This window comes from Phycisphaeraceae bacterium (assembly GCA_020851465.1).
Taxonomy (GTDB): Bacteria; Planctomycetota; Phycisphaerae; order Phycisphaerales; family Phycisphaeraceae; genus JADZCR01.
The window spans coordinates 734,940-759,360 of the sequence record JADZCR010000006.1; the positions used below are offsets into that span (position 1 = coordinate 734,940).

A 24,421-nucleotide genomic window follows, 5' to 3' on the forward strand; every position below is an offset into this window, starting at 1 on the left:
AGGCACGATCAGAGCTTCATGATGACATCCATTGCAGCGCTGGTACGGGCAAGGTTTGCCGGATCCCACGGGAGCAGTTCCGCCACCAGCGTCTTGTCATAGCCGATCGCGCGGATCGCGGCCATCGTCTCCGGCCAGGGTACCTGACCAGCACCCAGCGCACAGAACGAGTACCCGCCGGTCCAGTTGAAGTTTTCCGTGTAATCCTTGACATGGATCCGCTTGATCCGCTTGCCCAGCAATTCGATCCAATGAGGCGGGTGCTGGTGGTAACCGAGCACATTACCCACATCGAAGTAAATGCCCAGCTTGTCACTCTTGATCGAATCCACAAAAGCTGCGAACTCCACCGGCGAGTAGAACAGGCCGTTCCATACGTTTTCGAGACACAGCTCGACGCCGACCTTTTCCGCAGTTTCGAGTAATGTTTTCACGCCGTCACGCAGGCGTGACAAGGCGTGGTCGTAGCGGACCAGGTCGGGCGAGATCGGACTCTTGACCACGCCGGGGACCATGAGCATCGACTTGACGCCCAGCCAGGCACAGCGTTGCAGCGCAGCTGCGTGCAACTCGATGGATTTTTTTCGAGTGGAGGCATCGTTGGAAAGCGGATTGATGCCCCAGGTGATGCCGACCCCCGCCGTTTCCACCTTCAGCTTCAGCTTGGCGGCAGCGGCGCGGATTTTTTCGCAGTCTTTTTGGCTGGTCTGCGTGTTGAGGACGCCATCGGTCCCAACGGAAACTTCCATGCCCTCAAAGCCGGCATCTTTCGCCTGGCGCAGGGCATCATCGACCGGGTGCGTATTCGACAAGCCGTCTTTCATCGACCAATAGCTGATACATTTAATCACGGGCGGTCTCCTGACGAGGGCCAGAGTTTAGCGGCGGGAGAAAGTGACAACAATAGCCTGTCCACGGTAAACCGGCTCACCCGCCAGCGATCGAACGCGATTTCATGCCACGCCCCATGCGACGAATGGCAGACGAGTGGAGGAAGATCAGCAGTGCTGCCGGTTGCGACTTGCCCCGCTTTAGCCCACAATCTGCGACTTTCACCCCCTGGCGTACCCGCTCACCATGACCGTTTACGAAACGATCAATCCTGAACAGATTCGCGTTTGGTGTGAAGGCTGCGGTTACTGGCCGGCGTGCCTCCCCGGACAGCCCGACCGCATCCGCATCGGTGGCTCACCCTTTACTGAACCCGAGGAGCTTGAACTGCTCGACTGGGAAGACTGGGCGGTGGCTTTCGAGAAACGCCAGCTTAAATTCGTGTACGACCCGACCAAGGGCTGGTTTGATCTCCAGACTCGCAATGTCCGACCCGATTGATCCTCGCCCCCGGATCGGCAAAATAACCGCTCGGCAGTGCCACGGAAGACCGAACCTAAACCTCGGAACCTCACCCGCCTCCATTAAGTTTCCAACACCATGGCTCGACAGCGCGTCTGTGTGATCGGCCTCGGCCCCATCGGTAACCGCCACGCGCGGCTACATGCCGCTGATCCTCTCGCCGAGCTTGTCGGCGTCTGCGATCGCGTCAAGGATCGCTGCGACAAGGCCGCTGCATCACTGGGTGTTCCCGGATTTCTCGATGCCGGAAAAATGCTCGACGCGCTCAAGCCCGACATCGTGAGCGTCGCCACCGGCGGAGTCGAATACGGCAGCGATCACTTCGAGCCGACGATGCAGGCACTCGAAGCAGGCGCCCACGTCCTTTGTGAAAAACCCATCTGCAACGAAATCGACAAAGCTCAGAAGATGGTCGCCAAGGCACGCGCGATGAATCGCTGCTTCGGCATCAACCTTAATCACCGTTTCACACCCGCGGCCCGACTGGCGAAACAATGGCAGGCCGAAGGACGACTCGGCACGTTGCTGTTCATGAATATGGCGATGTGGATTAAAAATCCCAACGAGTCCTCGCCCTGGTTCCAGATCAAAGCCCTCCATCCGCACACCGTGGACATCATGCGGTACTTCTGCGGCGACATCGAGCAGGTTCATTGCTTCGCCACCAAAGCACCGGGAAGAAATATCTGGTCCACCGCATCTTTCAACATGAAATTTCGGAACGGTGCGGTCGGCCACCTCACCGGCAGCTACGACATCGAGCGTGGCCACCCCATGGAGCGATGCGAGGTCGCCGGGACCAAGGGCCGGTTGATTATCGACGACATGTGGCGCGAAGCGACGCTCTTTCCCGCGGGTGATCCGACGAAGCTCGTTTACACCAATCCGATTTTCGGCGGGTTCCGTGATTTTGAAGACACCTTCACTGACCGCCTCCATCGCTTTGTGGAGCAGGTCCGCAACGGCGTCAGCCCCGAACAGATCGACGGCTCAGGTGCCGACGGACTGGCGGCGCAACAGGTTCTGGCGGCGGCGATCGAGTCGATAGAAAAAGGAACGGTCGTTAAGGTAACAACCAAGGATTAGCACTGCCGGGATTCCCGGCATACCGGAGATCAACATGCTTAACGTCGCGATTGTCGGCCTCGGTGGTATCGGAAACAACCACGCCGAGTGCTACAAGAAGAACGCCAACACCAAGCTCGTCGCCGTCTGCGACATCATTAAGGAGCGTGCCGACAAAGCTGCCGCGGCACACAACGCGCAGGCGTTTTACTCCGTCGCCGACATGCTCAAGAGCGGCGTGAAGATCGATGCCGCCAGTGTCACCACTGCCGGCCGGGAGAACGGCGGAGACCACTACCAGCCCACGATGGAACTCCTCGCCGCCGGGATTCCCGTCCTCGGTGAGAAACCCATCTCCAATGAAGTACCCAAGGCACGCGAGATGGTCGAGCTGGCGAAGAAGAAAAACCTGCCCTACGGCATCAACCTCAATCACCGCTTCACACCCGCGTCCAAACGCGCCAGGGAATGGATGCAGGCCGGACGGCTCGGTGAGATCAACATGATCAGCATGTTCATGTGGATCAACAATCCCAACGAGACGGCAGAACACTTCCACATTCGGGCGCTTCACCCGCACTCGATCGACGTGATGCGCTACTTCTGCGGAGACGTGAAACGGGTTCATGCCTTCTTCAAAAAAGGCCCCGGCCGCAAGTGCTGGTCAAACGTCCACGTGAACATGCAATTCGAGTCGGGCGTGATCGGTCACCTCATGGGCAGCTATGACGGCGGCGGTCCAGGCCACCAGTGGAGTCTGGAGCGATGCGAAGTCATGGGACAGGACGCACGATTCGTCCTCACCGATGCGTGTGAAGTGCTGGAGTTCCAGCCGCGAAAGAGCATCGAAACCGAGACGTACCGATACCTCGGCGGCATGCGCAGCTTCGGTGAGACTTTCCCGTCTCGCATCAACGCATGGATCGACGACCTCATGAATAAGACCCCGATCGACAAGATTGACGCCAAGGGCGAAGACGCGCTCAAGGCTCAACTGGTCATCGAAGCGGCTGTCGAATCCTGGGACAAGGGAACCGTCGTCGAGGTGAAGTAAGCCGGGCAAGTGCAGCACCCGTGATGCGCGACAGTTTCATCCGACTCGATCGCGCCAGTTCCGATCATTCGTAGATTCGCAGGAGCAATCATGAAACTTGGTGTCAACAGCGTGCTGTTCGGCGGGTTCGATCTGGAAACCGCCTTCAAATACACCGCCGCGTGCGGATACGACGCGATCGAACTCTCTGCCATCGACGGCATGAGCCAGCACATCGATCTCAACCAGTGGCGTGAGCAGGCACCGGCCATTAAGGACCTGTCCCAGAAATACAACCTGCCCATCACCGCGATGGAGCAGCCGTCGCAGGATCCCGCTCGGATGGAACTGGCATTTAAGGCGGCACAGGCCATCGGCATTCCGATCATCAATTGCGGACCCGGCGGGAAATCCGATGACGAGTCCACTTTCGGGCCGGTTATCGAGTCGTTGAAAAAGCTCGCCGACATGGCGCAGAATCATGGCGTCACACTGTGCGTCAAGGCGCACGTCGGCAGCGTCGTTTACAACACCCCCACCACGCTCCGACTGCTTGAGGCGATTCAGTCGCCGTCGTTCGGTCTGGACATGGACCCCAGCCACATTCACCGCGCCAATGAGAATCCGGTCGAGGCGATCAGTGCGGTCGTCAAGCGGATCAAGCATGTTCATATCCGCGACTGTAAGGGGCGTGAGAAAGGTCCGGGCACGCCGGCTCTTCAGGCCAACGGACGCGGTGACATCGACCTGATTAACTATATCCGGGTGCTGCATCAGTCGGGCTATCAGGGGCCGGTAAATCTCGAAGTCATTGGAGCCAAGCAACTGGAGCTGCCGCTGTGCGTCGCGGTTGCCGCCGAGTCACGCGGTCATATGCAGGCGTGTCTTCAGGCGTGCGGCGCACGGTAGGTTATGCAAAGATCAGCGATCATCGCGGAGAATTGAGTCCGGCCGACTACCCAGCCTCTCACCATCGACCCCACGAACTTTGCGACTGATCCGATCATGCCCCTGACCATCGCCATCCTCGGCTTCGCCCACGGCCATATCGGCATGTACGCCGACCAGTGGTTGCGTTGGCCTGATGAGGTTCGACTCATCGCAGGCTGGGACCACGACGCAGCACGTCTGCGAACGAATGCGGACAAGTTCAATCTGTCCGCGACGGAATCCGTCGATGCGATTCTTTCACGGAGCGATCTCGATGCGGTCGTCATCGGGGCGGAAACCTCGATGCACGCCGACCTGTGTGAAAAGGCCGCAGCAGCGGGAAAGGCCATCGTCCTCCAGAAGCCGATGGCGTTGACGCTGGCTGAGGCGGAGCGGATCATCGCGGCGGTCAACAAGGCCGGAGTAAAGTTCACCATCGCCTGGCAGATGCGTGTCGATCCGCAGAACCTGAAAATGAAAAACCTGATCGCCGAGGGCGTTCTGGGCCGGGTGTATCAGGTCCGCCGGAGACACTGCCTGAGCACGCACCAGTGGCCGGGTTTTGAAAACTCCTGGCACACCAGCAGGCAGCTCAATCGGGGCATGTGGGCGGATGACGCGGCGCACCCGATCGATTGGATGCTCTGGATGTTCGGCGAACCGGCGAGCGTAATCGCGGAGATCGACACACTCCACAACCCGAAAGTACCCGACGACAACGGCGTGGCGATCTTTCGCTACCCCAATGGACTCCAGGCGGAAGTGTCTTGCTCCTTTACCGCGACGGCTTCCGAAAACACGACCGAAATCGTCGGCGAGAAAGGCACGATCATCCAGAACTACGGCGATGCGGTCAGTTGCAATCTTCCGCGAGCCGCCGACGCCATTGGCCTCAAATGGATTACCAACGCCGGCAAGGAATGGACTGACAGCCTGATTCCCTCCCCCGCCGGCCACGCTGCCCGGATCGCCGATCTGGCGCGACCGATTCTCGATTTTCTCCGGGGACTGCGCGACCCGATCGCCACCGCGCGGGAAGGCTGCACCGCATTACGAATGGTGCTGGCTTCCTATCAGGCCGCCCAACTGGGCCGCCGAGTTTTACTCAGTGAGATCAAATAGGGTGGACGCTGTCCGCCCCTTGGGAATGACGGTGAGCCACGCTCACACTAACGGAGCCAACCATGGCTAAGAAACGCAAAGCATCCAAACCCAACATCCTCCTGCTGGCGATTGACTCGCTGCTGGCGCCGCACATGAGCTGCTACGGCTACCACCGGCAGACCACGCCGCACATCGACCGTTTCGCACAGGGAGGCACGCTGTTTGAGCAGCTTTACTCAGCCCACATTCCGACGACGCCGGCCTACTCGTCCATGCTCACCGGCCGCGATTGCTTTGGTACCGAGGTTGTCGCGCTGCGCCACAAGGGCGGGCTGACACCAAAGGTCAAAACCCTCGCGGAAATCTGCCGTGAAGCGGGTTACATGACAACCTGCGTCGGCTTCACAGGAAACCCGGCCTCACGCGGATTCGATAAATATCTCGACTACGCCGGCTGGGGAACGTGGAACGAAGGCCGCAGCCCTAAGGCTCAGAACCTCAACGACGTGTTCCTTCCTCATCTTGATGAACTTCACAAGGACGGCAAGCCGTGGTTCGTCATGCTCCGACACATGGACCCGCACTCGCCCTACCTGCCGCCCGTCCCGTTTGAACGAATGTTCTATCAGGGCAACGAGTGCGATCCGAACAACAAATCGCTCGAACCGGTGTACGCATTCAAGCCGTTCGCCGACTACTTCCGCTCCTGGTTCCCGCCCGGATGCACCGACAAGGACTACATCATCGCGCAGTATGACGGCGCGGTGGCGTACATGGACTCGTGCATCCAGTCGATTTTCACCAAGCTCGAAACACTCGGCATCCTCGATGACACAATCGTCATCATCAATGCAGACCACGGCGAGACGCTCCACGATCACGAGTGCTGGTACGACCACCACGGCCTGTACGACGTGACGCTGCGCGTGCCGCTGATTATTCGCTACCCGAAAAAAGTCCCGGCCGGCCGGCGTGTCAAGGGTTATCTGCAACACAAAAATCTTGTGCCGACGATCCTCGAACTGGCGGGTATCAAGACGAAGCTCAAGTTCGACGGCATCTCGGCACTGAACCTGCTGCGCGGAAAGTCGCGCGGCTTTGACCGCGAGTTCTACATCACCGAATGCACATGGATGCGCAAGCACGGTTGGCGCACGCCACAATGGAAGCTGATGGTCGCGCTGGAGCCGGATTTCCACTACAAGCCGGAGATCGAGCTTTACAACCTCATCAAGGATCCGGGTGAAAACACCAACGTCGCGGGCAAGTACCCGAAAATCGTCGCGGATCTGCGCCGACGGATGGATAATTGGATCGCTGCGCGGACTAAGGAGCTGAATATCGAAAACCCCATGCTCACTCAGGGAGATTGGCACGGCCATGCTGGTGTCGGCGCCTTCAAAACCAGCGAACAGGCGTATAACACGATGCACATCGGCGATCCGAAACAGGCATCAAGACTTCAGGAAAAAAGCAGGTAACAGGAGTATTCGTCTTGTCTCACGCTTCGATTACGAACATGTTCACCGTCATCGGCCGCGGACACTCCGGCACGCGGGCGATGTCGCAGACGCTCGGTGCCAGCGGTGTCTTCATGGGTTCGCAGATCAACGAGTCATGGGATCTGCTTCCGCCGGATAACCTCTACGAGGCCTGCCGCGTCATGGCCAAATACGTCAAGCACCTCGGCAGGCTGAACTGGGACTTTTCACAGTTGCACACGATGCCGATCGACCCGGCCTTTACACGGCTCGTCGAAACATACCTAGCGTCCGTGCTGTCGAGTCGGATGCCCTTCCGCGGCTGGAAGCTGCCGGAGACAACGCTGATCTATCCGTGGATCGTGCGGATGTTCCCGGAGATCAAATACATCTACTGGATCCGTGACCCGCGCGACTGCATCCTGGGTACGCACATCACGGATGACTTGGCCGACTTCGGCGTGCCTTATGACAAGACCGACGATGAACGGCTGCGCCGCGCAATCTCGTGGGACTATCAGCAGGCGCTGGTCAAAGCGACTCCGCGACCGAAACACTTTTACACCGTGCGGTTTGAGGACTTTGTTCTGAAGCAGGATGAGACACTCCGCAAGCTCGCGACGTTTACCGGGTTTCCCCTCTGCAAAATCCCCGTGAAACCCGAAGCGGTCGGTCGATGGAAAACCGATAAAGGCGTTCATGATTTCGACTTCTTCCATGAGGATTTAGTTGAGCACGGCTATCTTTGATTTTCGTAACTGATCCATCAGGAGCGTGTGATGATCCGCAAAGCATTCGTGATGTCGGTCAATAAGGGCTGCGAAGTCGAATACGAGCGCCGTCACCGACCGATCTGGCCTGAACTCGAAGCTGTCCTCAAAAAGCACGGCGTCACGAGCTACTCGATCTTTCTGCACGAAGGGACGAACCAGCTATTCGCCTACGCTGAAATTGAAGACGAGGCGAAGTGGAACGCGATCGCGCAGACGCCGGAGTGCCGTAAATGGTGGGCCTACATGCGGGACATGATGCCTACGAACGCGGATAACAGCCCGCGATCCGTCGAAATCCGTGAAGTGTTCCACATTGAAAAATAGCGGACTGCCCGCAGGATTGCATCATCGCTGCACAACTTCTGCTGCTCGTCGGGGTTTGCTGACTCGCTTGATAGCCGTCAGTCACACTCGTAGAATCGCCTCAGCGTCCGCGTAGCTCAATTGGATAGAGCGTTGGCCTCCGAAGCCGAAGGTTACAGGTTCGACTCCTGTCGCGGACATTTTCCCGTCGATCTCTGCAAACATCCGTAACGATTCCACGGTTCATCCTGGCTGGTATTCGTATTCGTCCGTATGAGGCGATGCAGTTTTCCTTATCATTCCCCGCATGATCGGGCGCGGCTGCGAGCTTAACTGGAACTTCGACCCGCTGGAGGCACTGCGCCGCTGGCCTGCTGACCGTCGAGTGACACTGCTGCACTCCGGGCGACATCATCCCCGCTGGGCGCGTTGGTCGATCCTGACCGAACCGCGCGGGACTTATCGCTTTACCGCAGGTGAAGGAACCTCCAGCCGCAGCGAATGGTGTGACGGCCCGGCAGAGCTGGGTGTCAACTTCACGCACTCGCCCTTTCATGATCTGCGAGAGTTGCTCTATTGGAACGACGGCCCGTGGATCGGCCACCTTTCCTACGATCTGGGACGCTGGGTGGAGAATCTCCCCAGTCATGCGATCCGGGACAGAAGCTGGCCGATCATCGAGCTGGCGTTTTGTCCCGGCTATCTGGCCTATGACCTGGCGACACGGCGATGGCATGCGTGCGGCGCCTGGGAAGGCGGCGGGTTTCCGCGACTCGATCTCATCGACTCTCCCGGCATCCATCCTCCACTGAGCGTCAACCATCTGCGCAGCGCGGTGAGCCGTGAAACTTACGAGCGGTCGGTCGCAAGGGTGATCGAATACATCGCTGCCGGTGATATTTTTCAGGCCAACCTCGCGCAGCGCTTCACGGCTGATATCCGCGGCGAGATTGCCTTGGGCACGCGCGACCTTTTCATGCGGCTGATGCGGATTTCTCCCGCGTGGTACGGTGCTTATCTGGAGCTATGGGGTACGAAAGAGCAGCCGCGTCCGGCGATCCTCTCGACATCGCCCGAATTATTTCTGGAACTTGATGTGCATGGCCGCATCGTTACCAGACCGATCAAAGGCACCCGCCCCGCAACGGCCTCGGTTGAAGAACTCCGCAACAGCGAAAAAGATACGGCTGAGCTGAACATGATCGTGGATTTGCTCCGCAACGACCTGGGGCGCGTCTGTACCTACGGCTCAGTGCAGGTACCTCAGCAGCGCGTGATCGAAAGCCACCCGACCGTACATCATGGCGTCGCCACCGTGACCGGACAGCTTCATGCCGGCAAGGACATCGTGGACCTGCTCCGCGCGACGATCCCCGGCGGTTCCATCACCGGTGCGCCCAAGGTGCGAGCCATGCAGATCATCGACGAACTCGAACCCGTGCGGCGCGGCCCTTACTGCGGCGCGATCGGTCTCCTGTCGCGGGATGAGGCGTGCCTGAACATCGCCATCCGAACGATTCTGGTCGAGCAGGACCTGACCGGCGCGGGCCGTCTGGATTTTTCTGTCGGCGGAGGTGTCGTCGCGGACAGCCAGCCTGCGCGGGAATACCAGGAGACACTCGATAAGGCAGCGGCGATCCTGTCGGCTCTGGGCTTGACGCAGAACCAGCCGCACTGAGTCAGCTTGCCCCGCTATTCCCGACGAAATAAACTATTTGGAAAGGGAGAGAGCCATGCCTGATAACGACAACAATCCGAACACCCCGGAAACCCCGGAAAAGTCGAGCGCCCCAGCCGAGCCGCGTGAGTCGCAGACGGGGACTGCTGTGCAGACCAAGCCTGCGCCATCCAAGCCGAAACCAAAGCAACTACCGCCCTGGAAGGTCATCCTTCACAACGACGATGTCAACGACATTCTCTACGTCATCGAGACGGTGCTGATGCTCACGACACTCGACAAGAAGAAAGCAACCCAGTGCGTAGCTGAAGCGCACAACTCCGGGCTTTCCCTTCTGCTGACGACACACCAGGAACGGGCGGAGCTGTACCAGACACAATTTGCCAGCCGCAATCTGACGGTGACAATCGAGCCGGAATGAACCGGCTGCGCGGTGCGCTCAGGCGCAAGCCTCTCACCGCGTGGTGAAATCGACGTCCGCCACGCTGCTGCAAATCTCATCCACGTATTGAATCACCGGCACGTGTCGGGGGTGAGTCATGTACGCCTCGAAACCGGCGACATCATCAAAGCGGGCGATGTAGAGCAGGTCGTGAGATTTCCGCCCCTTTCGCTCATTGGGAATCACCTTCAATTCGCGGATCGTCGGCACGTCATCCTTGAGCTGCTTGAGTCGGGCGATGAAAGGTTGAAGCTCAGAGGCTTTGTGTTCCTTGAGCTTGAACATGACGTAATGTTCAAACATGGGACAGCTCCCGTTGATTTGGTTTTCGCAGCTCGTGTCGGATCAATACTTCCCGCGGATCGTCTGGGCGATCTCACGCTTGTAGAGGTCGCGCAGCGACTGATGCGTTGCGGCACCCAGCGGAGCCAGGTCGGAGGCAGCGGCGTTCGATTCGGCCTGTGACAGCTTCGTCGCTCCGGGAATCACCGTGGAAATCGCGTCGTGGTCAAGTACCCAGCGGAGAGCTTTCTGCGCCATCGAGGAGGAAGCGTCGGGTTTGAGGATTTCCTCCATTTTTCGTGCGAAAGCGACGCCCTGTTCAAAGGGCACTCCGGCGAAAGTTTCGCCGACGTTGAATTTCTGGCCGTCCGCGTTGAAGTGGCGGTGGTCCTTGTCGTTGAAGCGGTGGCCGGACTTGAACTTACCCGAAAGCAGTCCGCTGGCCAGCGGCACGCGCGCGAGGATGCCGACGTTGGCTGCCTTCGCCCGCGGCAGAAGCTCATCCACCAGCTTTTGACGGAAAAGATTGAAGATCACTTGAAGCGTCGCGCAGCCGGGATTATTCATGCAGATCATCGCTTCCTCGACCGACTCGATGCTGCAACCCCAGTTCTGGATCAGACCTTCCTTTTTGAGTTGCTCAAGCGCAGCGAAGGCTTCACCGCTTTTGAGCATCTCGGTCGGGATGCAATGCCATTGCTGGAGGAAGATGGTTTCGACGCCGAGCTTTTTCAGTGAGTCCTGCGTGTAGCGGCGCGCCAGATCGACGGAGAAGGATTTAGGCCATCCGCTTTCGACCCAGATTCTGCGGCCGAGCTTGGTGGCGACGTGAACCTTGCCTTTGGTTTCCTTGAGGAATCGGCCGATGGTCTGTTCGCTCTTGCCGTCGCCGTAAACATCAGCGGTGTCGAAGAAGTTGATCCCCAGATCGACGGAGCGGCGCAGGATCGCCAGAGCCTCATCTTCCGCGAAGGTGCCGTCTCCCCAACCACCGCCGCCAAGCTGCCAGGTACCCAGCCCCACTTCCGAAACTTTCACGCCGGTCTTTCCGAGTGCGCGGTATTTCATCTCTGCACCTTTCAGGGTTGCGTGGCGATGTCACTGGCCGAATGCCCCGCTCAGAGGTCGGCGAGGCGCAAAATCTCAGATCTCAAACTCCAGCAGCGTCAGACTGGCCGGGGGAAACGTGAAGGTATCACCCACGTTCTGCTCCTGCATCTCCAGACCGACCTCGTTGGGATGTTCCGCGGTGTTGCTGGCATTGAGCGACTTGCCGGTCAGACGGTGGACCTTCACGCGGTTGCTTCGCGGCTTGACCTTGCCGTGGAAATCAAGTTTCACGTTCAGCGGTCGATCCTCCAACTTCTGCACCACCGACACGCACATCCGATGATGCGGCTCGTCGATGGTGACCAGCGCATCAATCGCGGGCACATCCTTGAACTTCAGCAGCGTGGGCAGGTTTTCATCCTTGGCCTTTTCCACGTCCACGATTCCGCAGAAGTATCGCTCGTGCTTGGCGTCGAATGTCGGGCCATCGAAAACCGACTCGACCGCCCGGCCCGTGAACTTGTCCCGGAAAAGTTTGTGCGGGTAGTAGATCGTCTGCTTGATGAGCTGATCGTTGCGGGTAAACAGCACCCCCATCGTATTAACGAGCATCGAAATGTTGGACATCTTCACGGTGCGCGTGTTTCGCAGCACGGCATGGAAGAGCGTGGCGACGGTCAGCGCATCGGCGTAATCGAAAATCTCCTCGACATCCGCCTCGCGGAGATGCTGCGAGCGATACCAGACGTTCCATTCATCGCAGCAGAGGCCGGGGCGATCCTTGCGGGTCAGCAGTGTGTCGAGTGCTTCGTCGATCGCGAGGTTGGCCCAGCGGATCATTTCCTCAAAGATCAGGCCGGCCGTCATGCAGTCCTTGAAATTAGGCCGTCCGAAATAGTTGTGGACGCTGATGTAGTCGATGCGGTCGATCAGGCCCTTGAGAACCTTTCGGTCCCAGTCCGGCCCCGGCCTGCCCAGGCCGACACAGATGATTTTGATCGTCGGATCAACCCGCTTCATCTGGTTGATCGCTTCCTTACACCAGGCGACATATTCCTCAGCGGTTTTCGCGCCGGGCTGCCAGTCGCCGTAAATCTCATTCCCCAGTCCGAAAAGTTTGATGCCGAAAGGCTCCTCACGACCGTGACTGCGGCGCAGGTCCGCCCACTTGGTCGGCTCGGATGAGTTGAGGTATTCGACAAGATTGGCGGCGTCTTCGGGCGTCTGCGTGTGGGCGTTGATGGTCAGATAAAGCTCCGAGTCCATCTGGCGCACGTACTCGTAGGCTTCGGGGATGCCAAAGGCGGACGACTGCGGAACACCGGGCACACGGAAGAACTTGGCGCGCGGTCTCTTTTCACGCGGGCCGACCAGTTCCTGCCAGTCCCAGTAAGCGGCAGCGCAACCGCCGGGATAGCGGATGTAGCTGGGTCGCAGGTCGCGGATGATCTCGAAAACATCCCCGCGTGTGCCGTCGGGACGTGCGGTGGAGCTTTTAGGATCATGGATACCGCCGTTGACGCATCGGCCGGCCAGTTCCATGAACTGTCCCCAGATTGCGCCGTCGAGAGTACCCAGTGTCTTGTTGGTGAAAACAACCAGTTCAGCGTCGTGTGGCATGGGGCGACAGTATATCGTCTCGCCGTGCCGTCACATCTGTCACACTCGAAAGATCGCGCCCAGTTTTTTACCCATCATGATCCCAGCACCCACCAGCGTCACCGTCAAGAGCACCATCGCCCAGACACCCATCGCGCTGGCGATGTACGGGCCGTCACCCAGCCGCCCGAAGAAATCAAAGATCGCCTTGGTGATCGGGTAGTGTTCTTCCCGCTGCGCGAGAATGAGCGAGTCGCTCACTTCCAGCATCGAAAAGCTGAACGCGAGAATGGCCCCGGCGATAAGGTTGGCGGCAATCAACGGCAGCACCACGCGGCGGATCGCATAGGTGGTTGAAGCTCCGAGATTCAGCGCAGCTTCTTCCAGTTGCCCCGAAGTCTGTTCCAGTCCCGCCGACGCTGAACGCACCACATAGGGCAACCGTCGAATGGCGTAGGCGATGATGAGCAACGGGACCGGATTGGGCGACTGGCCGAGCACATCGAACCAGCCGCTCAACGGCGCGGTGTTGGACTCGGCGAGGGGCTGCACCCAGGCGTGAGGCATGATCCAGTCGAGACTCCAGGCGATCCACGCCGGCATCCTGCCGTAGAACGGCCATGACAGCGACATCGCCACATAGCCAAAGGCCATCACCAGACCGGGCACCGCCAGAGGCAGCATCGACAGGCTGTCGATGAGCCACCCCCCGCGGATTTTCACCCGTGCGACCAGATAGGAAATCGCTACACCCATTATCACGCAAATGACCATCGCGCCCGATGCGTACCAGAGGCTGTTGCGGATCGAGTTCAGCGTCAGCGGATGCGAAAGTGCGTTGATGTAGTTCTGCGTCGTCCAGTGACTCGGCAGGATGGTGCGGTACCACGAGCCATCGGTGCTGAAGGACGAGAGCACCACCCCCAGGTGAGGCAGGATTGCGATGCCGATGAGCAGGGCAAACGGGGCCGCAGCCGCGATCCCCTTAAGCCCGCGCAGGCGCGTCGTTCCGCTGGCGATTGAGGCCTTAGCCTGCATTTCGTAAGCGCGTCCGCCGAAGACCACCTTGCCCAGCACGTAGAGGATCAAAGCCGTCGCGAGCATCACGACGACCAGCGCGTAAGGCCGGGGGTTACTCGCCACCTCCTGCACCCCCGCGTAAATTTGCACGGGGGTGACCATGTTGAAATCAAACATCATGGGTGTGCCCAGCTCGGTGAACGACCAGATAAAGACGATCGTCCCGCCCGCGAAGATGCCCGGCGTGATGAGCGGCAGCGTAATGCGCCAGAGCCGCCGCCAACGCCCGGCTCCCAAACCGTCGGCGGCCTCGTCCAGGGCTGGGTCCAAGTTCGCCAGAGCCGCGACGAGATTGAGATAGAGGATCGGATAGAGATGCAGGGCTTCGGTGATGCACACACCCCAGAAGCGACCGCCAAGCCCTCCGCCGAGAAAATCGATACCCGGCTGATCGGCGGGCAGCAGCCCCAGATACATCATTGCGGCATTGATCGCACCCATACGGCCAAAGATCGCACGCATGCCGATCGCTCCAACGAACGGCGGAAGAATCAGCGGCACGAGAATCAGCCCGCTGAAAAGTCCCTTGGCGGGGAACTCATACTTCACCGAAATCAGAGCCAGCGGCAGCGTCATCGCAAGGCAGACGAATGTCGTACAGGCTGCGATGAGCAGACTGTTTTTGAGTCCCTGGAGATAGGCGACATCACGCAGAACACCCAGATCGGGGCCAATGAAATAACGCAATGATGAGGCGACGCGCTCGGAGAAAGTTCCCCCTTCCGCCGGCGCGAACGCACCGCTGACGGTCAGCAGGATCGGCCAGATCAGGAAAATGGACAGGACGGCCAGAATGAGGAGAAAGAGAAGCCGTCGCTGGAGCTTGAGGCCCATGTCAGACGAAACTTTACCGTGAAGAATTCGCCGACGCCACGGGGATGACGTGATCTGCACAAACCGTTGCTGGCTCAGATCGACTTACCGGGTCACGCGAAGGGGAATCGACCGCTATTTTGAGATCGTCAGAGGCGTCACCCGTTCCACATTTCCCGAAGCGATCTTGTCAAACCCGCTGCCCAGTTCGCCGATCGGATCGGGGGGCAGAATCTCTACTATTTTTTCGCCCAGTTTCGCTTCGCCGCGACGGACTTTGTCCTGGAACTTACGGCACTCGTTAAGGAGGGTTTCGAGAATCTCACTTTCAGGCACGGTCTGCATCTTTTGACCCTGCACGTAGATGATGCCCTTGCGGTCGCCGGCAAAGATCGCCACGTCTGCACCTTCCGCTTCGCCCGGGCCGTTGACCACACAACCCATGACAGCGACCTTGATGGGAATTTCGATTTCTGCAGCCAGTTTTTTGCGCACGTCCTGCACGAGTTTGAACAGGTCCACCTGAATCCTGCCGCAACTGGGGCAGGCGATCAGTTCCGCGCCGACGCGCTGCCGCAGTCCGAGGATGTAGAGCAACTCCAACCCGTCCTCGACTTCGAATTTCGGATCGTTGGCGTAACTGATGCGGATGGTGTCGCCGATCCCCGACGCGAGCAGATGTCCCAGCGGCACCACGCTGCGGATCGTGCCCGTCTCTCTGGGGCCGGCATGCGTCACCCCCAGATGCAACGGATAGTCGAACCGCTTGCTGATTTCTGTGTAGGCGGAAATGACGATCTGCGGATCGATCGACTTGGCACTGATGACGATGTCGTGAAAATCGCGCTCGTGGAAGATGTCGAGGTATTCCTCAAGCTTGGTAATCATGATCGCCAGCAAGTGGCCGTGAGGATTATTCGAGAAGACTCCGCCCAGCTCCTTCATCCGCTTCTGCTTGTCTTTCCGCTCGACGATTGACCCTTCATTGACGCCGATACGAATGGGCAGCTTTCGCTCCTTGCAGGCGTCGATGACGGTGAGCACCTGTTCGCGGTCCTGAATGTTTCCGGGGTTGAGCCGAATCTTGTGGACGCCCGCTTCGATCGCTTCCAAGGCCCGCTGGAAGTGGAAATGCACGTCGGCGACGATCGGCACATTCACCTGCGGAAGGATGGACTTGAGCGCTTCGGTGTCTTTTCGCTCAGGCACCGCGACACGGACGATATCCGCGCCTGCAGCTGCGAGCTTGTGAATCTCCGCCACACAGCGGTCGATCTCGTGCGTGTAGCCGGCAGTCATGGACTGCACCGCCACCGGCGCATCGCCGCCGATTTTTACAAAGCCGTGTTGTTTATCGCCGAGAGTGACCTGCCGGGTTTTACGTCGCTGGATCATGATTCTGTTTCAAAAGAGGAGGCGATTTGGTTTTCGCCAAACACTTAAGTATAACCGGGTTCGGCGAAAAACCTGCTTTGCGGACACTAAAATCCTGCCCGTCGTCGAACTGCACACGACACCACGACGATATATTTTTGTATCGTTGGTATAATTGCCCGTTACGCGGATGTTTTATACTGATCCGTGCCGACTTCCGTTATTTCAGAAAGTGAAACATGACCACCGCGACCACCTCACCAGAAGTGACCACTGCGAAGCGTATCGACGTGCCGAAGACCGCTACGGACCAGCAGGTTCGATTTTTCGTTGACAACGGCTACCTCGTCGTCCCGAATCTCGTCGCAGCCGATGAGATCGAGGAACTCAAGGCTGACACCATTAAGATCGCCCGTGGCGGGTACCCCTGCGAAAATCTCAAGCCCCTGCCTGCCAATCTCACCGACGCGGAGGTGCTACAGAGCATCCTCTGTATCCACCAGCCGCATTACATCAGCGAGGTGATGCTCAAGTATGTCAAACACGCGCGGATTTGCGGTGTGCTCAGCCAGATCACCGCAGCCCACCTGCCCTACTGGGACGGCAGCGTCAAGTGCATGCAGTCCATGCTCTTTGTCAAGCCGCCAAATTTTCAAGGACAGGCATGGCATCAGGATGAGATTTACATCCCGACGCGCGACCGCTCATTGATCGGCGCGTGGATCGCCATTGACGATGCGACGATTCAGAACGGCTGCCTCTATGTCGTCCCCGGCTCACATCGCAGCGGACTCCTGTACGACCAGCGACCGCACAACAATCCCGATGAGTTCGACTTCGCCGGCGAAAGCTATGGTTTTGATGAAAAGCAGCAGGTTCCCGTCGAGGTCAAGGCTGGGACCGTCGTCTTCTTCAACGGCTATTTACTGCACCGCTCATTCAAGAACCGCAGCAACATCTACCGCCGTGTGCTGGTGAGCCATTACATGAACGCCTACTCACGTCTGCCGTGGCAGGTGAGGGAAGGCGAGACCCCCGCAGCGGCGGATCGACGAAACGTGGTCCCCGTTGCCGGCATCGACCCCTATGCCTGGAAGGGCTACGAGGCCACGCCTAACAGCGTCGGCCTGCGCACCTGCAAAGCGAACAAGGACATGACCGACCCTGCGTCGGATCATCGGTTCAAATCCATGACCAAAAAGTCATGAGCGGTCGGCCGCGTAATTGACCCGGTTACTCGCCAGCGACTCCATCTGTACCGAATGGAACGCACATCACCATTCGTCCGGCTGTCGCATGCCGACCGGTGGGTCGATGATTTCCCGCAGGATGAAAATGTCACGAAGGTTGCGGCCTTTGATCGCCGGGAGTCGCGCCGCGGCGGCGGCAGTCGGAGAAGGTGTAGCTCGCTGCGATGGCGCCGTACGCGGCCGGGGTGCCGGCGCGAGCTTTGCCATCGGTGCGGTGGGGATTTCTTCGAGCGGGGTAAGCGAAGTCGGCTCATGACGCGGTGCGGGCCTCGCGGCGGCGGCCTTGGCGCGGCGGGCGGCTTCGTTGGCTTTCTGCTGACGTAGTGCAGCCTCACGAGCGCGACGGCGGGCGGCTTCTAATCGCGCACGCTCCTGCATGTCGATCTGAGCCTGCTGCGGCACCTGTTGAGGGGCTTGCGCCATCGCTCGCTGCCGTCTGAGTTCCGCGGCTCGCTGCTCGTAAATCGCGCGTGCGCGATCGCGTGCTCCTCGCTCCGCGATGGATAAATTCGTCGGCTGCTCCGAGACCGGCTGCTGCGGAGGCGGCGCAGACGGCCGCGAGCCTATCAATGCCAACAACTCCTCCATCCGACGCTTGGCCATTTCTTCCTTGGATGTCTGAACGCTCGTCTCATCGGCCGCATCACCGCCCATGCGTTCCATCCGCTCACGACGACGCTTCTCCGCCTCAATCTGCTCACGAATCCATTTCAACAACGGCGCGCCGATGAAGAAAAAGATGATGAATAACGAGAAGATGATTTGAAATGGTTTCACTCAAGTCTCCTCAGCACGACCTGCCGGCTCACATCAAAGTCTTCCGCGTTGCCCCCCCCCGCATCTGTCCGCATGAAGAATATCAGCCAGCGACTACATCAGTGTATCGTGCCGACTCATACTTCAGCGATCAAAATCGGCCGATTTTCATCAGCCAGACGGCGCAGGCGAACGCCGTAGATCGGTTCGAGCACTTCCGGTTGCAGCACCTCATGACAGGTCCCCTGCCGAACCAGCCTTCCCGCATCGAGCAGCCAGACATCGTCCGCGTAGCGCGCGGCGAGATTCAGGTCATGCAGCACGACGAGCACAGCCATGCCCCGTGATGCCAGCGCAGCGAGCGTGCTCATGGTTTCGTGAATGTGACGCAGATCCATAGCACTGACGGGTTCATCGAGGAGCATGATCTTTCCGTGCCCGCGCGATTGCGCCAACGCTCGCGCCAGCAACACGCGCTGTTGCTGCCCCATCGAAAGCTCGGAAAAAACGCGACGCCTGAGGGAACCCAGATCACATTGAGCGATGGCGTCATCAATCGCGACAGGATCACGGGATAAGGCGAACCGCCCCAGCGACACCACCTGCTCGACCGTAAAGGCGAAGCTCACGCTCGACCGCTGCGGTACATAGCTGAGGACTCTCGCCCGTGCCGCAGCCTGCCAATCCGTGATCGGCTTATCCATAAGTCTGACGCAGCCCTGTAATGGCTGGAGCTGCCCCAGTAACAGACGGAGCAGCGTCGTCTTGCCGGCGGCGTTCGGCCCAAGCAGCACGGTGATTCGGCCCGGCTTCAGACTGGCAGTAAACCCCGACAGCACCGGCGCGTTCGAGTCATACGCGAAATGGACGTTTTCAGCAGCGAGGATGAGGCTTGTTGTGGTCGCGGTCATGTTTTGCACAGCAGTCATGGTTGCCTTCTCAGATTCACGCGACCCGTGCCGCAGGCTTCGCCGACATCAGCGGTCACACGTTGCGTGTTTGGTCAGGCGGACTTCCATTTAATCGAGCAGCCGATCGCATACGTTTTGGGTTCAGCGACGGACTGCCCCCGGGACAATGCCACGATCGCATCACGCAACGGGCGGCGCGTGACCCGTGAAATGTCCTGATAGTTGTCGTCAATCCCCCCTTCATAGCGGCAGATTCCCTTGTCGTCGAGCACGAAAACTTCCGGCGTCCGCTCCGCGCCATACGCCCGCGCGACGGCCTGATCTTCATCCCTCAGGTAGGGAAAGATCAAACCCCATGAGGCGGCGTATTTTTTCATGTTGTCGAAGCTGTCCTGCGGGTAGGTCGTCGCATCGTTGGAGCAGATCGCCAGGAGCTGCGCCGCAGGCCGGGCGGCTCCGCCTGCTGAACCCAGTTCTTTTTCCAGTGCGATAAGCCGTGGAATATACGCCTGTACGTAGGGGCAGTGGTTACAGATGAAAAGCACCACGGTCGCGGCGGCACCGGGCAGCCGGTCTGCCAGCGATATTTTGCCGCCGGCTATGTCGGGCAGGGTAAAGTCAGGGGCCTTTTCGCCGGGTTTGAGCTTTTGAGCCATGTGCATCTCCCGCGCCTGTTGCGCTGCTGTTGAATCGCAACTCGATATTGCAGGCATTAAAACCGGAAAACCAGAGCCGCGAGGCAACATTTTACGACTTAATCGCTTAGGTCGGAGGCCTCTCAGTCCGATATATCCATTACCGACAGGATATTTGGCTTCGGAGGCGGTCGATGACGGTCAAAGACGCGGCCAGTGCGGCGAAGGCTCCTGATTCGCAGCAGGTGATGAGTCTGCTCAGCGATCTGGAGTCCCGTCTGGGGGCCCTTAAAAACTGGCAGCAGGACAGCGAAAAGCACGAGGCAGAGCTCAAGGAACGTGAGCAGCGCCTCGAAGCTGCGCTGGAATCTCTTGCAGACGCACAACGCAAGCTCGAATCAGACCGCCAGCAGACGGCCGCCTCGCGAGAGGAATTGACTGGCTTGCAGCAGTCCCTCAAAACCGAGACGGCAACGCTGAGCCAGCGCAGCGCGGAGCTGGATCGACGTCGCGAGGAATTGCAGCAGCAGGCGCGGAAGATCGAGGAAGACGCAGCAGCCGTTGAAACTCTCCGCAAGCAGGAGATCGAAGCAGCAGGCGTCGAGATTGAACGCCAGCGTGCGCAGGTCGAAGCCGCAAGGCAAGCCATCGCCGCCCAGGAGTCTGCGGTTTCCGCGCAGCGTGAGGAAGTCGCCCGGCTCCAGGCGCAATACGATCAAGCCAACGAATCACTCGAAGCTGAACGCAGCGATCTGACCGCACAGCGCGAGCAGGTAACTGCGGATGTTCAGCGTCTGGCAAGTCAACTGGCGGAAGTCGAAGCCGGCAAGCGAACGCTCTCCGAACAGGTGCAGGCACTCGAAGTTCTCCGTGCTGAACTGGAGGACCGCGCAGCACAGGAGGAAGCATCCAAGGCTGAGCTGGAAACACAGTGGATCGAATTTGAAGCGGAGAAACAGGCTTTCACCAGCCAGCGTGAAGCCTTATCTACAGCCCAACATGATCTGGCTGCACAACAGGCCCGGCTTGATGAAGCACGTGCAGCGCTGGATCAGGAAACCGCGTCCCGAAGCGAAGCGCAGCAACAGCTCGACAGGCAGCGTGAGGAGCTTGAGGCTTCCCGTGCCCGATTGGCGGAACGTGAGAAAGATGTCGAACGGATCAAAAACAGCATCACCACTCAACAGGCTGCGCTAAACGCCAAGCAGCAGGCAATCAAAGCAGAGTGGACCGCTTTCGATGCGGGACGGGAAAGTCTGACCGCCAAGCAAGCCGCCCTGGAAGCGGAAGCCCGGCAGTTCGAACAGCAGCGGGAGGAATTGGCTGCGGATCGCGCAGCCCTCGAACGGCGCCGCGCGGAGGTCGAAGCCCGTGCTGCCCAGATTGAAGCGCAGCAACACGAATTGCTCACCGCTCGCGAGGCCTCGGCAAGCGAGCTGGAAAAAACGGTAGCCGAGCAGACACATGCCGATACGCAGGCCCTCGAAGCTGCTCAGGCGAAGCTCGCATCACAGGCGCAGGCCCTCGCGGATGAGCAGGCGAAGATGGAGTCCGAGTCGCGCCGGCTGTCGCAGGAGGCGGAACAACTCGAAGCGACACGTCAGCAGATCGCGCAGCAGCAGGCCAAGCTGATGCGACAGGAGTCGGAGTTCGCCCATCAGGCTGCGGCATTACGTGAGCAGGAAACCGCGCTGGAGGCGGCGAAGCAGGCATGGCAGGCCGAGCGTGAACAGGCTCAGGCTGAACAGGAAAAAGCCCATCATGCCGCCCTTTCCGCCGAGCGTGCCAAGCTCGAAGCGGAGGTCCGACAGCTCCACGCCACCCGTCAACGGATCGCCACTGAGCGTGCGGAGGTTGATGCAGGACTGGCTGAAGTCCAGAAGCAGCGAGCCGATCTGACCGCTGCACGGCAGGAGTGGGAAGCCGAGCGTACAGCCGCCTCGCTGTCGCAAGCCTCCGCCGACGGTGAGATCACCCAATCCGAAAAGGCGAAAATCGAAGCCCTTTCCGCAGGGCTGCTGGCTCGTGAACGTCAGCTTGCCGCACGCGAGGCCCAGATCGCCCAGCAGCAGACGCAGTTAGCACAGCGTGAGGCCGAGCTTGAGGAAAAGCTCACCGCGTACCGCGAGACGCTGCAAAAAAGCAAGGATCAACTCGTCTCCGAACGCGAAGCGCTCCGCCGTCTGGAAGCCTCGCTGGAAGAGCGCAACGCCAAGGCGCAGGCCAAGGCCGAACTGCTCAAGAAAGCCGATGCCACGGTGGCCTTACGCCGCGCCAAGCTGCATCGCTATAAGAAAATTCTCCGTGAGCGTTCCCGCGCTATCGATCATGCGCAGACTCGCACCGAGTCCACTCAGCAGCAATACGCCAGCCTGCTCCAGCAGCGTCAAATGCTTCTGGATGTCAAACGGTTTCTCGCTTCGAGCGAAGCAGAGATGGTCCGCCGCTGGTCCACGCACCGCGCGACGGGGCTGGTCGCCGGCACGGTGATCGCCATCGTTTTTCTGGCGATACTCAGTTACTCCATCGGCCAGCGGGCTGTCGATCCGGTCTGGCGAGCCACCGCCACCGTCGAAGTGGCTGCTCCTCCTGCTGATACCGGCGATACCTGGCTCAAGTCTCAACGCGAAATCCTGCTGAACGAAAGCGTCCTGACCGAGACGATCAGCCAGCTCAACCAGCGCGGCTCATGGGTGGATGGCAAGGTTCCCGAACTGCGGCAGCGACTCGACAAGACACTTCGGCTCTCCTCGGCCTCGCCGGGACGCCTGACCATCGAGCTGCGCCAGTCGCAACCGGAAGCCAAGAACAACGACGTGTACTACCAACTCGAAGCGTTGAGCCGGGCGTATCTGGGATTCCAGATGTCCGAAGATCGCAAGGCTGATCGCCCCGCTTCCGCCAAGTCAGTCGAAGCCGCGGCTCTGGACCCCAAGCCCGTAGTGGACAATCGCAACATCCTGGCGGCCAGCATTTTTGGCGGCTCGGTCACCGCAGCACTGATCTTGACTTTGATTTTCCGGTGGTGGCTGCTCAAGTCGTCAAAAGTCTTTGACGGCGCCAACCCTCTGCTGGATCAACTGGAAACCGGCGATGCCTGGCCGAAGCTGCCCGACGTTTCGCGCGAGGCCAGCGAGCCTGACGTGACGACCGAACCAGCCTGATCGAGCTTCCCCCTCACCAGCCGTCTCGTACATGGCCGCGCCGTTGGACTCCGCCCATCAATGCGGATTTATCCTCACGCCTTCATTGCTTGAGAGATCAGCGATCGCGTTACGCTGGATCTTTTCCGGTAGCTGAGTGGGAAGGCGATAACACTTTGGTGAGCTGTTTGAGAGCCTGGCGGATGCGGTGTTCATTTTCGACCAGCGCAAGACGGATGCAGCCTTCACCCAGCTCGCCAAAGGCTGAGCCGGGAGTCATCGCCACCTCTGCCTGATCCACCATAGCCATGCAGAAGTCCACGACGTTCCCGCCGAATGCCGCGACGTGTGCCGGCTTAGCGCGTGCCCAGACGAACATGGACGCTCGCGGGCTTTCGACTTCCCAGCCCAGTTTCCGCAGACCTTTGACCAGTACGTCGCGTCGGGCTTCGTAAACCTTGGCCTGATCTTCGATGTGCTGATCGCCGCTGCGCATCGCGATGATCGCCGCAATCTGCACGGACTGGAAGATGCCGTAGTCGTAGTACCCCTTGATGGTCGCCAGTGCTTTGACCATTTCGGGATGTCCGCAGCAGAACCCGATGCGCCAGCCAGCCATGTTGTAGGGTTTGCTGAGCGTGGAGAATTCGACGCCGTATTCCTTCGCCCCATCCACCTGAAGAAAGCTGGGAGCCTTGTAGGAATCGAAGCAGGTTTCCCCATAGGCGAAGTCATGAATAATCATGACCTGGTGTTTTTCCGCCATGCGGACAACGCGGTCAAAGAAGGAAAGCTCGACGGTCATGGCCGTCGGATTATGCGGATAGTTAAGGATGACCAGCTTGGGCTTGGGGGTTGAGGATTCGAGGACTTTTTCGATGCGGTCGAGGAAGGCCTGGTCATTGCCGAGCGGAACGGAGATGACGTTGCCGCCGGCGAGAATAATCGCGTAAGTGTGGATCTGAAACGCGGGATTACCGACGATCGCCGTATCACCAGGCCCCATGAGGGCCAGAATCATGTGGCTGAAGCCCTCTTTGGAACCGATGGTGGCGATGACTTCCGTATTGGGGTCGAGTTCGACTCCCCACTTGCGCCGATACTTCAAGGCCATTTCACGGCGAAGATTGAAGATGCCGTTAGATGCCGAGTACCGGCCGTTGCGAGGATCGGTGCAGGCTTCACGGAGCTTTTCGACTACCGCATCGGGAGGCGGGTCGGTCGGATTACCCATGTTCATGTCGATCACGTCGGCACCAGCTTTACGGCGCTCGTAGATCAACGTCTTGAGCTTGTTAAGCACATACGGGGGAAGACGCTCGATACGCGTTGCGGTTTGAATCTTCATGGTTAATTTCGCCGATCG

The 24,421-nt window shown here is 59.3% G+C and carries 22 protein-coding genes and 1 tRNA gene; 13 read left to right on the forward strand and 10 right to left on the reverse strand.

What is annotated here, in order from left to right:
• Positions 1 to 8: 8 nt before the first annotated feature.
• On the reverse strand, positions 9 to 851 hold the full coding sequence (locus IT444_09650; protein ID MCC7193030.1) for a sugar phosphate isomerase/epimerase: 843 nt from the start codon (positions 849 to 851) through the stop codon (positions 9 to 11).
• Positions 852 to 1,077: 226 nt separating this feature from the next.
• Between IT444_09650 and IT444_09655 the strand changes: the two genes are divergently transcribed.
• From IT444_09655 to IT444_09705, 11 genes are all read left to right on the forward strand, one after another.
• Positions 1,078 to 1,332, forward strand: a complete 255-nt coding sequence (locus tag IT444_09655) for a hypothetical protein (GenBank protein MCC7193031.1) — start codon at positions 1,078 to 1,080, stop codon at positions 1,330 to 1,332.
• Positions 1,333 to 1,431: 99 nt separating this feature from the next.
• Positions 1,432 to 2,439 carry a Gfo/Idh/MocA family oxidoreductase gene (locus IT444_09660; protein MCC7193032.1) on the forward strand — a complete coding sequence of 336 codons (1,008 nt, stop codon included), beginning with the start codon at positions 1,432 to 1,434 and terminating at the stop codon, positions 2,437 to 2,439.
• Positions 2,440 to 2,473: 34 nt separating this feature from the next.
• Entirely contained in the window at positions 2,474 to 3,472 is a 999-nt protein-coding gene (locus IT444_09665) for a Gfo/Idh/MocA family oxidoreductase (GenBank protein ID MCC7193033.1), read from the forward strand.
• Between the two features lie 90 nt (positions 3,473 to 3,562).
• A complete protein-coding gene (locus tag IT444_09670) occupies positions 3,563 to 4,360 on the forward strand; it encodes a sugar phosphate isomerase/epimerase (protein MCC7193034.1) in 798 nt (265 codons plus the stop codon).
• 96 nt (positions 4,361 to 4,456) lie between these two features.
• Entirely contained in the window at positions 4,457 to 5,503 is a 1,047-nt protein-coding gene (locus IT444_09675; protein ID MCC7193035.1) for a Gfo/Idh/MocA family oxidoreductase, read from the forward strand.
• A gap of 62 nt (positions 5,504 to 5,565) precedes the next feature.
• Positions 5,566 to 6,966 (forward strand): sulfatase, encoded by a 1,401-nt coding sequence (locus IT444_09680; protein ID MCC7193036.1) that lies wholly within the window; start codon positions 5,566 to 5,568, stop codon positions 6,964 to 6,966.
• A 14-nt stretch (positions 6,967 to 6,980) separates the two neighbouring features.
• Entirely contained in the window at positions 6,981 to 7,715 is a 735-nt protein-coding gene (locus IT444_09685; protein ID MCC7193037.1) for a sulfotransferase, read from the forward strand.
• 30 nt (positions 7,716 to 7,745) lie between these two features.
• Positions 7,746 to 8,063, forward strand: a complete 318-nt coding sequence (gene rhaM / locus IT444_09690) for an L-rhamnose mutarotase (GenBank protein ID MCC7193038.1) — start codon at positions 7,746 to 7,748, stop codon at positions 8,061 to 8,063.
• 105 nt (positions 8,064 to 8,168) lie between these two features.
• Positions 8,169 to 8,242: transfer RNA gene (locus tag IT444_09695), tRNA-Arg, on the forward strand.
• Between the two features lie 107 nt (positions 8,243 to 8,349).
• Entirely contained in the window at positions 8,350 to 9,720 is a 1,371-nt protein-coding gene (locus IT444_09700) for an anthranilate synthase component I family protein (GenBank protein MCC7193039.1), read from the forward strand.
• Between the two features lie 55 nt (positions 9,721 to 9,775).
• Positions 9,776 to 10,141 carry an ATP-dependent Clp protease adaptor ClpS gene (locus IT444_09705; GenBank protein MCC7193040.1) on the forward strand — a complete coding sequence of 122 codons (366 nt, stop codon included), beginning with the start codon at positions 9,776 to 9,778 and terminating at the stop codon, positions 10,139 to 10,141.
• 33 nt (positions 10,142 to 10,174) lie between these two features.
• On the opposite strand, the gene IT444_09710 is transcribed toward IT444_09705, so the two are convergent.
• The 5 genes from IT444_09710 to ispG all read right to left on the reverse strand — a co-directional run bounded on the left by IT444_09710 (position 10,175) and on the right by ispG (position 16,381).
• Positions 10,175 to 10,465 (reverse strand): Dabb family protein, encoded by a 291-nt coding sequence (locus IT444_09710; protein ID MCC7193041.1) that lies wholly within the window; start codon positions 10,463 to 10,465, stop codon positions 10,175 to 10,177.
• A 42-nt stretch (positions 10,466 to 10,507) separates the two neighbouring features.
• Positions 10,508 to 11,512 carry an aldo/keto reductase gene (locus IT444_09715; GenBank protein ID MCC7193042.1) on the reverse strand — a complete coding sequence of 335 codons (1,005 nt, stop codon included), beginning with the start codon at positions 11,510 to 11,512 and terminating at the stop codon, positions 10,508 to 10,510.
• 75 nt (positions 11,513 to 11,587) lie between these two features.
• Positions 11,588 to 13,114, reverse strand: coding sequence for a hypothetical protein (locus tag IT444_09720; protein ID MCC7193043.1), 1,527 nt, complete (start codon positions 13,112 to 13,114; stop codon positions 11,588 to 11,590).
• Between the two features lie 39 nt (positions 13,115 to 13,153).
• On the reverse strand, positions 13,154 to 15,007 hold the full coding sequence (locus tag IT444_09725) for an iron ABC transporter permease (GenBank protein ID MCC7193044.1): 1,854 nt from the start codon (positions 15,005 to 15,007) through the stop codon (positions 13,154 to 13,156).
• 114 nt (positions 15,008 to 15,121) lie between these two features.
• Positions 15,122 to 16,381 carry a flavodoxin-dependent (E)-4-hydroxy-3-methylbut-2-enyl-diphosphate synthase gene (ispG, locus tag IT444_09730; protein MCC7193045.1) on the reverse strand — a complete coding sequence of 420 codons (1,260 nt, stop codon included), beginning with the start codon at positions 16,379 to 16,381 and terminating at the stop codon, positions 15,122 to 15,124.
• Between the two features lie 218 nt (positions 16,382 to 16,599).
• On the opposite strand from ispG, the gene IT444_09735 reads away from it, so the two are divergent.
• Positions 16,600 to 17,568: a phytanoyl-CoA dioxygenase family protein gene (locus IT444_09735; GenBank protein ID MCC7193046.1), complete on the forward strand. Its 969-nt coding sequence runs from the start codon at positions 16,600 to 16,602 to the stop codon at positions 17,566 to 17,568.
• A 66-nt stretch (positions 17,569 to 17,634) separates the two neighbouring features.
• Here the strand turns inward: IT444_09735 and IT444_09740 are convergent, their stop codons facing one another.
• The 3 genes from IT444_09740 to IT444_09750 all read right to left on the reverse strand — a co-directional run bounded on the left by IT444_09740 (position 17,635) and on the right by IT444_09750 (position 19,933).
• Positions 17,635 to 18,387 carry a hypothetical protein gene (locus IT444_09740; protein MCC7193047.1) on the reverse strand — a complete coding sequence of 251 codons (753 nt, stop codon included), beginning with the start codon at positions 18,385 to 18,387 and terminating at the stop codon, positions 17,635 to 17,637.
• A 116-nt stretch (positions 18,388 to 18,503) separates the two neighbouring features.
• Entirely contained in the window at positions 18,504 to 19,295 is a 792-nt protein-coding gene (locus IT444_09745) for an ABC transporter ATP-binding protein (GenBank protein ID MCC7193048.1), read from the reverse strand.
• A 74-nt stretch (positions 19,296 to 19,369) separates the two neighbouring features.
• Entirely contained in the window at positions 19,370 to 19,933 is a 564-nt protein-coding gene (locus IT444_09750; GenBank protein MCC7193049.1) for a thioredoxin family protein, read from the reverse strand.
• A 173-nt stretch (positions 19,934 to 20,106) separates the two neighbouring features.
• Here IT444_09750 and IT444_09755 point away from each other — a divergent pair, with 173 nt between their 5' ends.
• Complete coding sequence (locus IT444_09755) at positions 20,107 to 23,076, forward strand: hypothetical protein (GenBank protein ID MCC7193050.1); 2,970 nt, start codon at positions 20,107 to 20,109, stop codon at positions 23,074 to 23,076.
• Positions 23,077 to 23,185: 109 nt separating this feature from the next.
• Here IT444_09755 and IT444_09760 read toward each other — a convergent pair whose 3' ends face one another.
• On the reverse strand, positions 23,186 to 24,403 hold the full coding sequence (locus IT444_09760) for an aminotransferase class I/II-fold pyridoxal phosphate-dependent enzyme (GenBank protein MCC7193051.1): 1,218 nt from the start codon (positions 24,401 to 24,403) through the stop codon (positions 23,186 to 23,188).
• Between the last annotated feature and the right edge of the window lie 18 nt (positions 24,404 to 24,421).

Excerpts from the sequence above, each read along its gene's own strand:
- IT444_09760 (MCC7193051.1), bottom strand. The coding sequence starts at position 24,403 with ATGAAGATTCAAACCGCAACGCGTATCGAGCGTCTTCCCCCGTATGTG.
- IT444_09715 (MCC7193042.1), bottom strand. The coding sequence starts at position 11,512 with ATGAAATACCGCGCACTCGGAAAGACCGGCGTGAAAGTTTCGGAAGTG.
- IT444_09725 (MCC7193044.1), bottom strand. The coding sequence starts at position 15,007 with ATGGGCCTCAAGCTCCAGCGACGGCTTCTCTTTCTCCTCATTCTGGCC.
- IT444_09700 (MCC7193039.1), top strand. The coding sequence starts at position 8,350 with ATGATCGGGCGCGGCTGCGAGCTTAACTGGAACTTCGACCCGCTGGAG.
- IT444_09660 (MCC7193032.1), top strand. The coding sequence starts at position 1,432 with ATGGCTCGACAGCGCGTCTGTGTGATCGGCCTCGGCCCCATCGGTAAC.
- IT444_09750 (MCC7193049.1), bottom strand. The coding sequence starts at position 19,933 with ATGGCTCAAAAGCTCAAACCCGGCGAAAAGGCCCCTGACTTTACCCTG.
- IT444_09720 (MCC7193043.1), bottom strand. The coding sequence starts at position 13,114 with ATGCCACACGACGCTGAACTGGTTGTTTTCACCAACAAGACACTGGGT.
- rhaM (MCC7193038.1), top strand. The coding sequence starts at position 7,746 with ATGATCCGCAAAGCATTCGTGATGTCGGTCAATAAGGGCTGCGAAGTC.
- IT444_09670 (MCC7193034.1), top strand. The coding sequence starts at position 3,563 with ATGAAACTTGGTGTCAACAGCGTGCTGTTCGGCGGGTTCGATCTGGAA.
- IT444_09755 (MCC7193050.1), top strand. The coding sequence starts at position 20,107 with ATGACGGTCAAAGACGCGGCCAGTGCGGCGAAGGCTCCTGATTCGCAG.
- ispG (MCC7193045.1), bottom strand. The coding sequence starts at position 16,381 with ATGATCCAGCGACGTAAAACCCGGCAGGTCACTCTCGGCGATAAACAA.
- IT444_09665 (MCC7193033.1), top strand. The coding sequence starts at position 2,474 with ATGCTTAACGTCGCGATTGTCGGCCTCGGTGGTATCGGAAACAACCAC.
- IT444_09655 (MCC7193031.1), top strand. The coding sequence starts at position 1,078 with ATGACCGTTTACGAAACGATCAATCCTGAACAGATTCGCGTTTGGTGT.
- IT444_09680 (MCC7193036.1), top strand. The coding sequence starts at position 5,566 with ATGGCTAAGAAACGCAAAGCATCCAAACCCAACATCCTCCTGCTGGCG.
- IT444_09745 (MCC7193048.1), bottom strand. The coding sequence starts at position 19,295 with ATGACTGCTGTGCAAAACATGACCGCGACCACAACAAGCCTCATCCTC.
- IT444_09735 (MCC7193046.1), top strand. The coding sequence starts at position 16,600 with ATGACCACCGCGACCACCTCACCAGAAGTGACCACTGCGAAGCGTATC.
- IT444_09710 (MCC7193041.1), bottom strand. The coding sequence starts at position 10,465 with ATGTTTGAACATTACGTCATGTTCAAGCTCAAGGAACACAAAGCCTCT.
- IT444_09705 (MCC7193040.1), top strand. The coding sequence starts at position 9,776 with ATGCCTGATAACGACAACAATCCGAACACCCCGGAAACCCCGGAAAAG.
- IT444_09675 (MCC7193035.1), top strand. The coding sequence starts at position 4,457 with ATGCCCCTGACCATCGCCATCCTCGGCTTCGCCCACGGCCATATCGGC.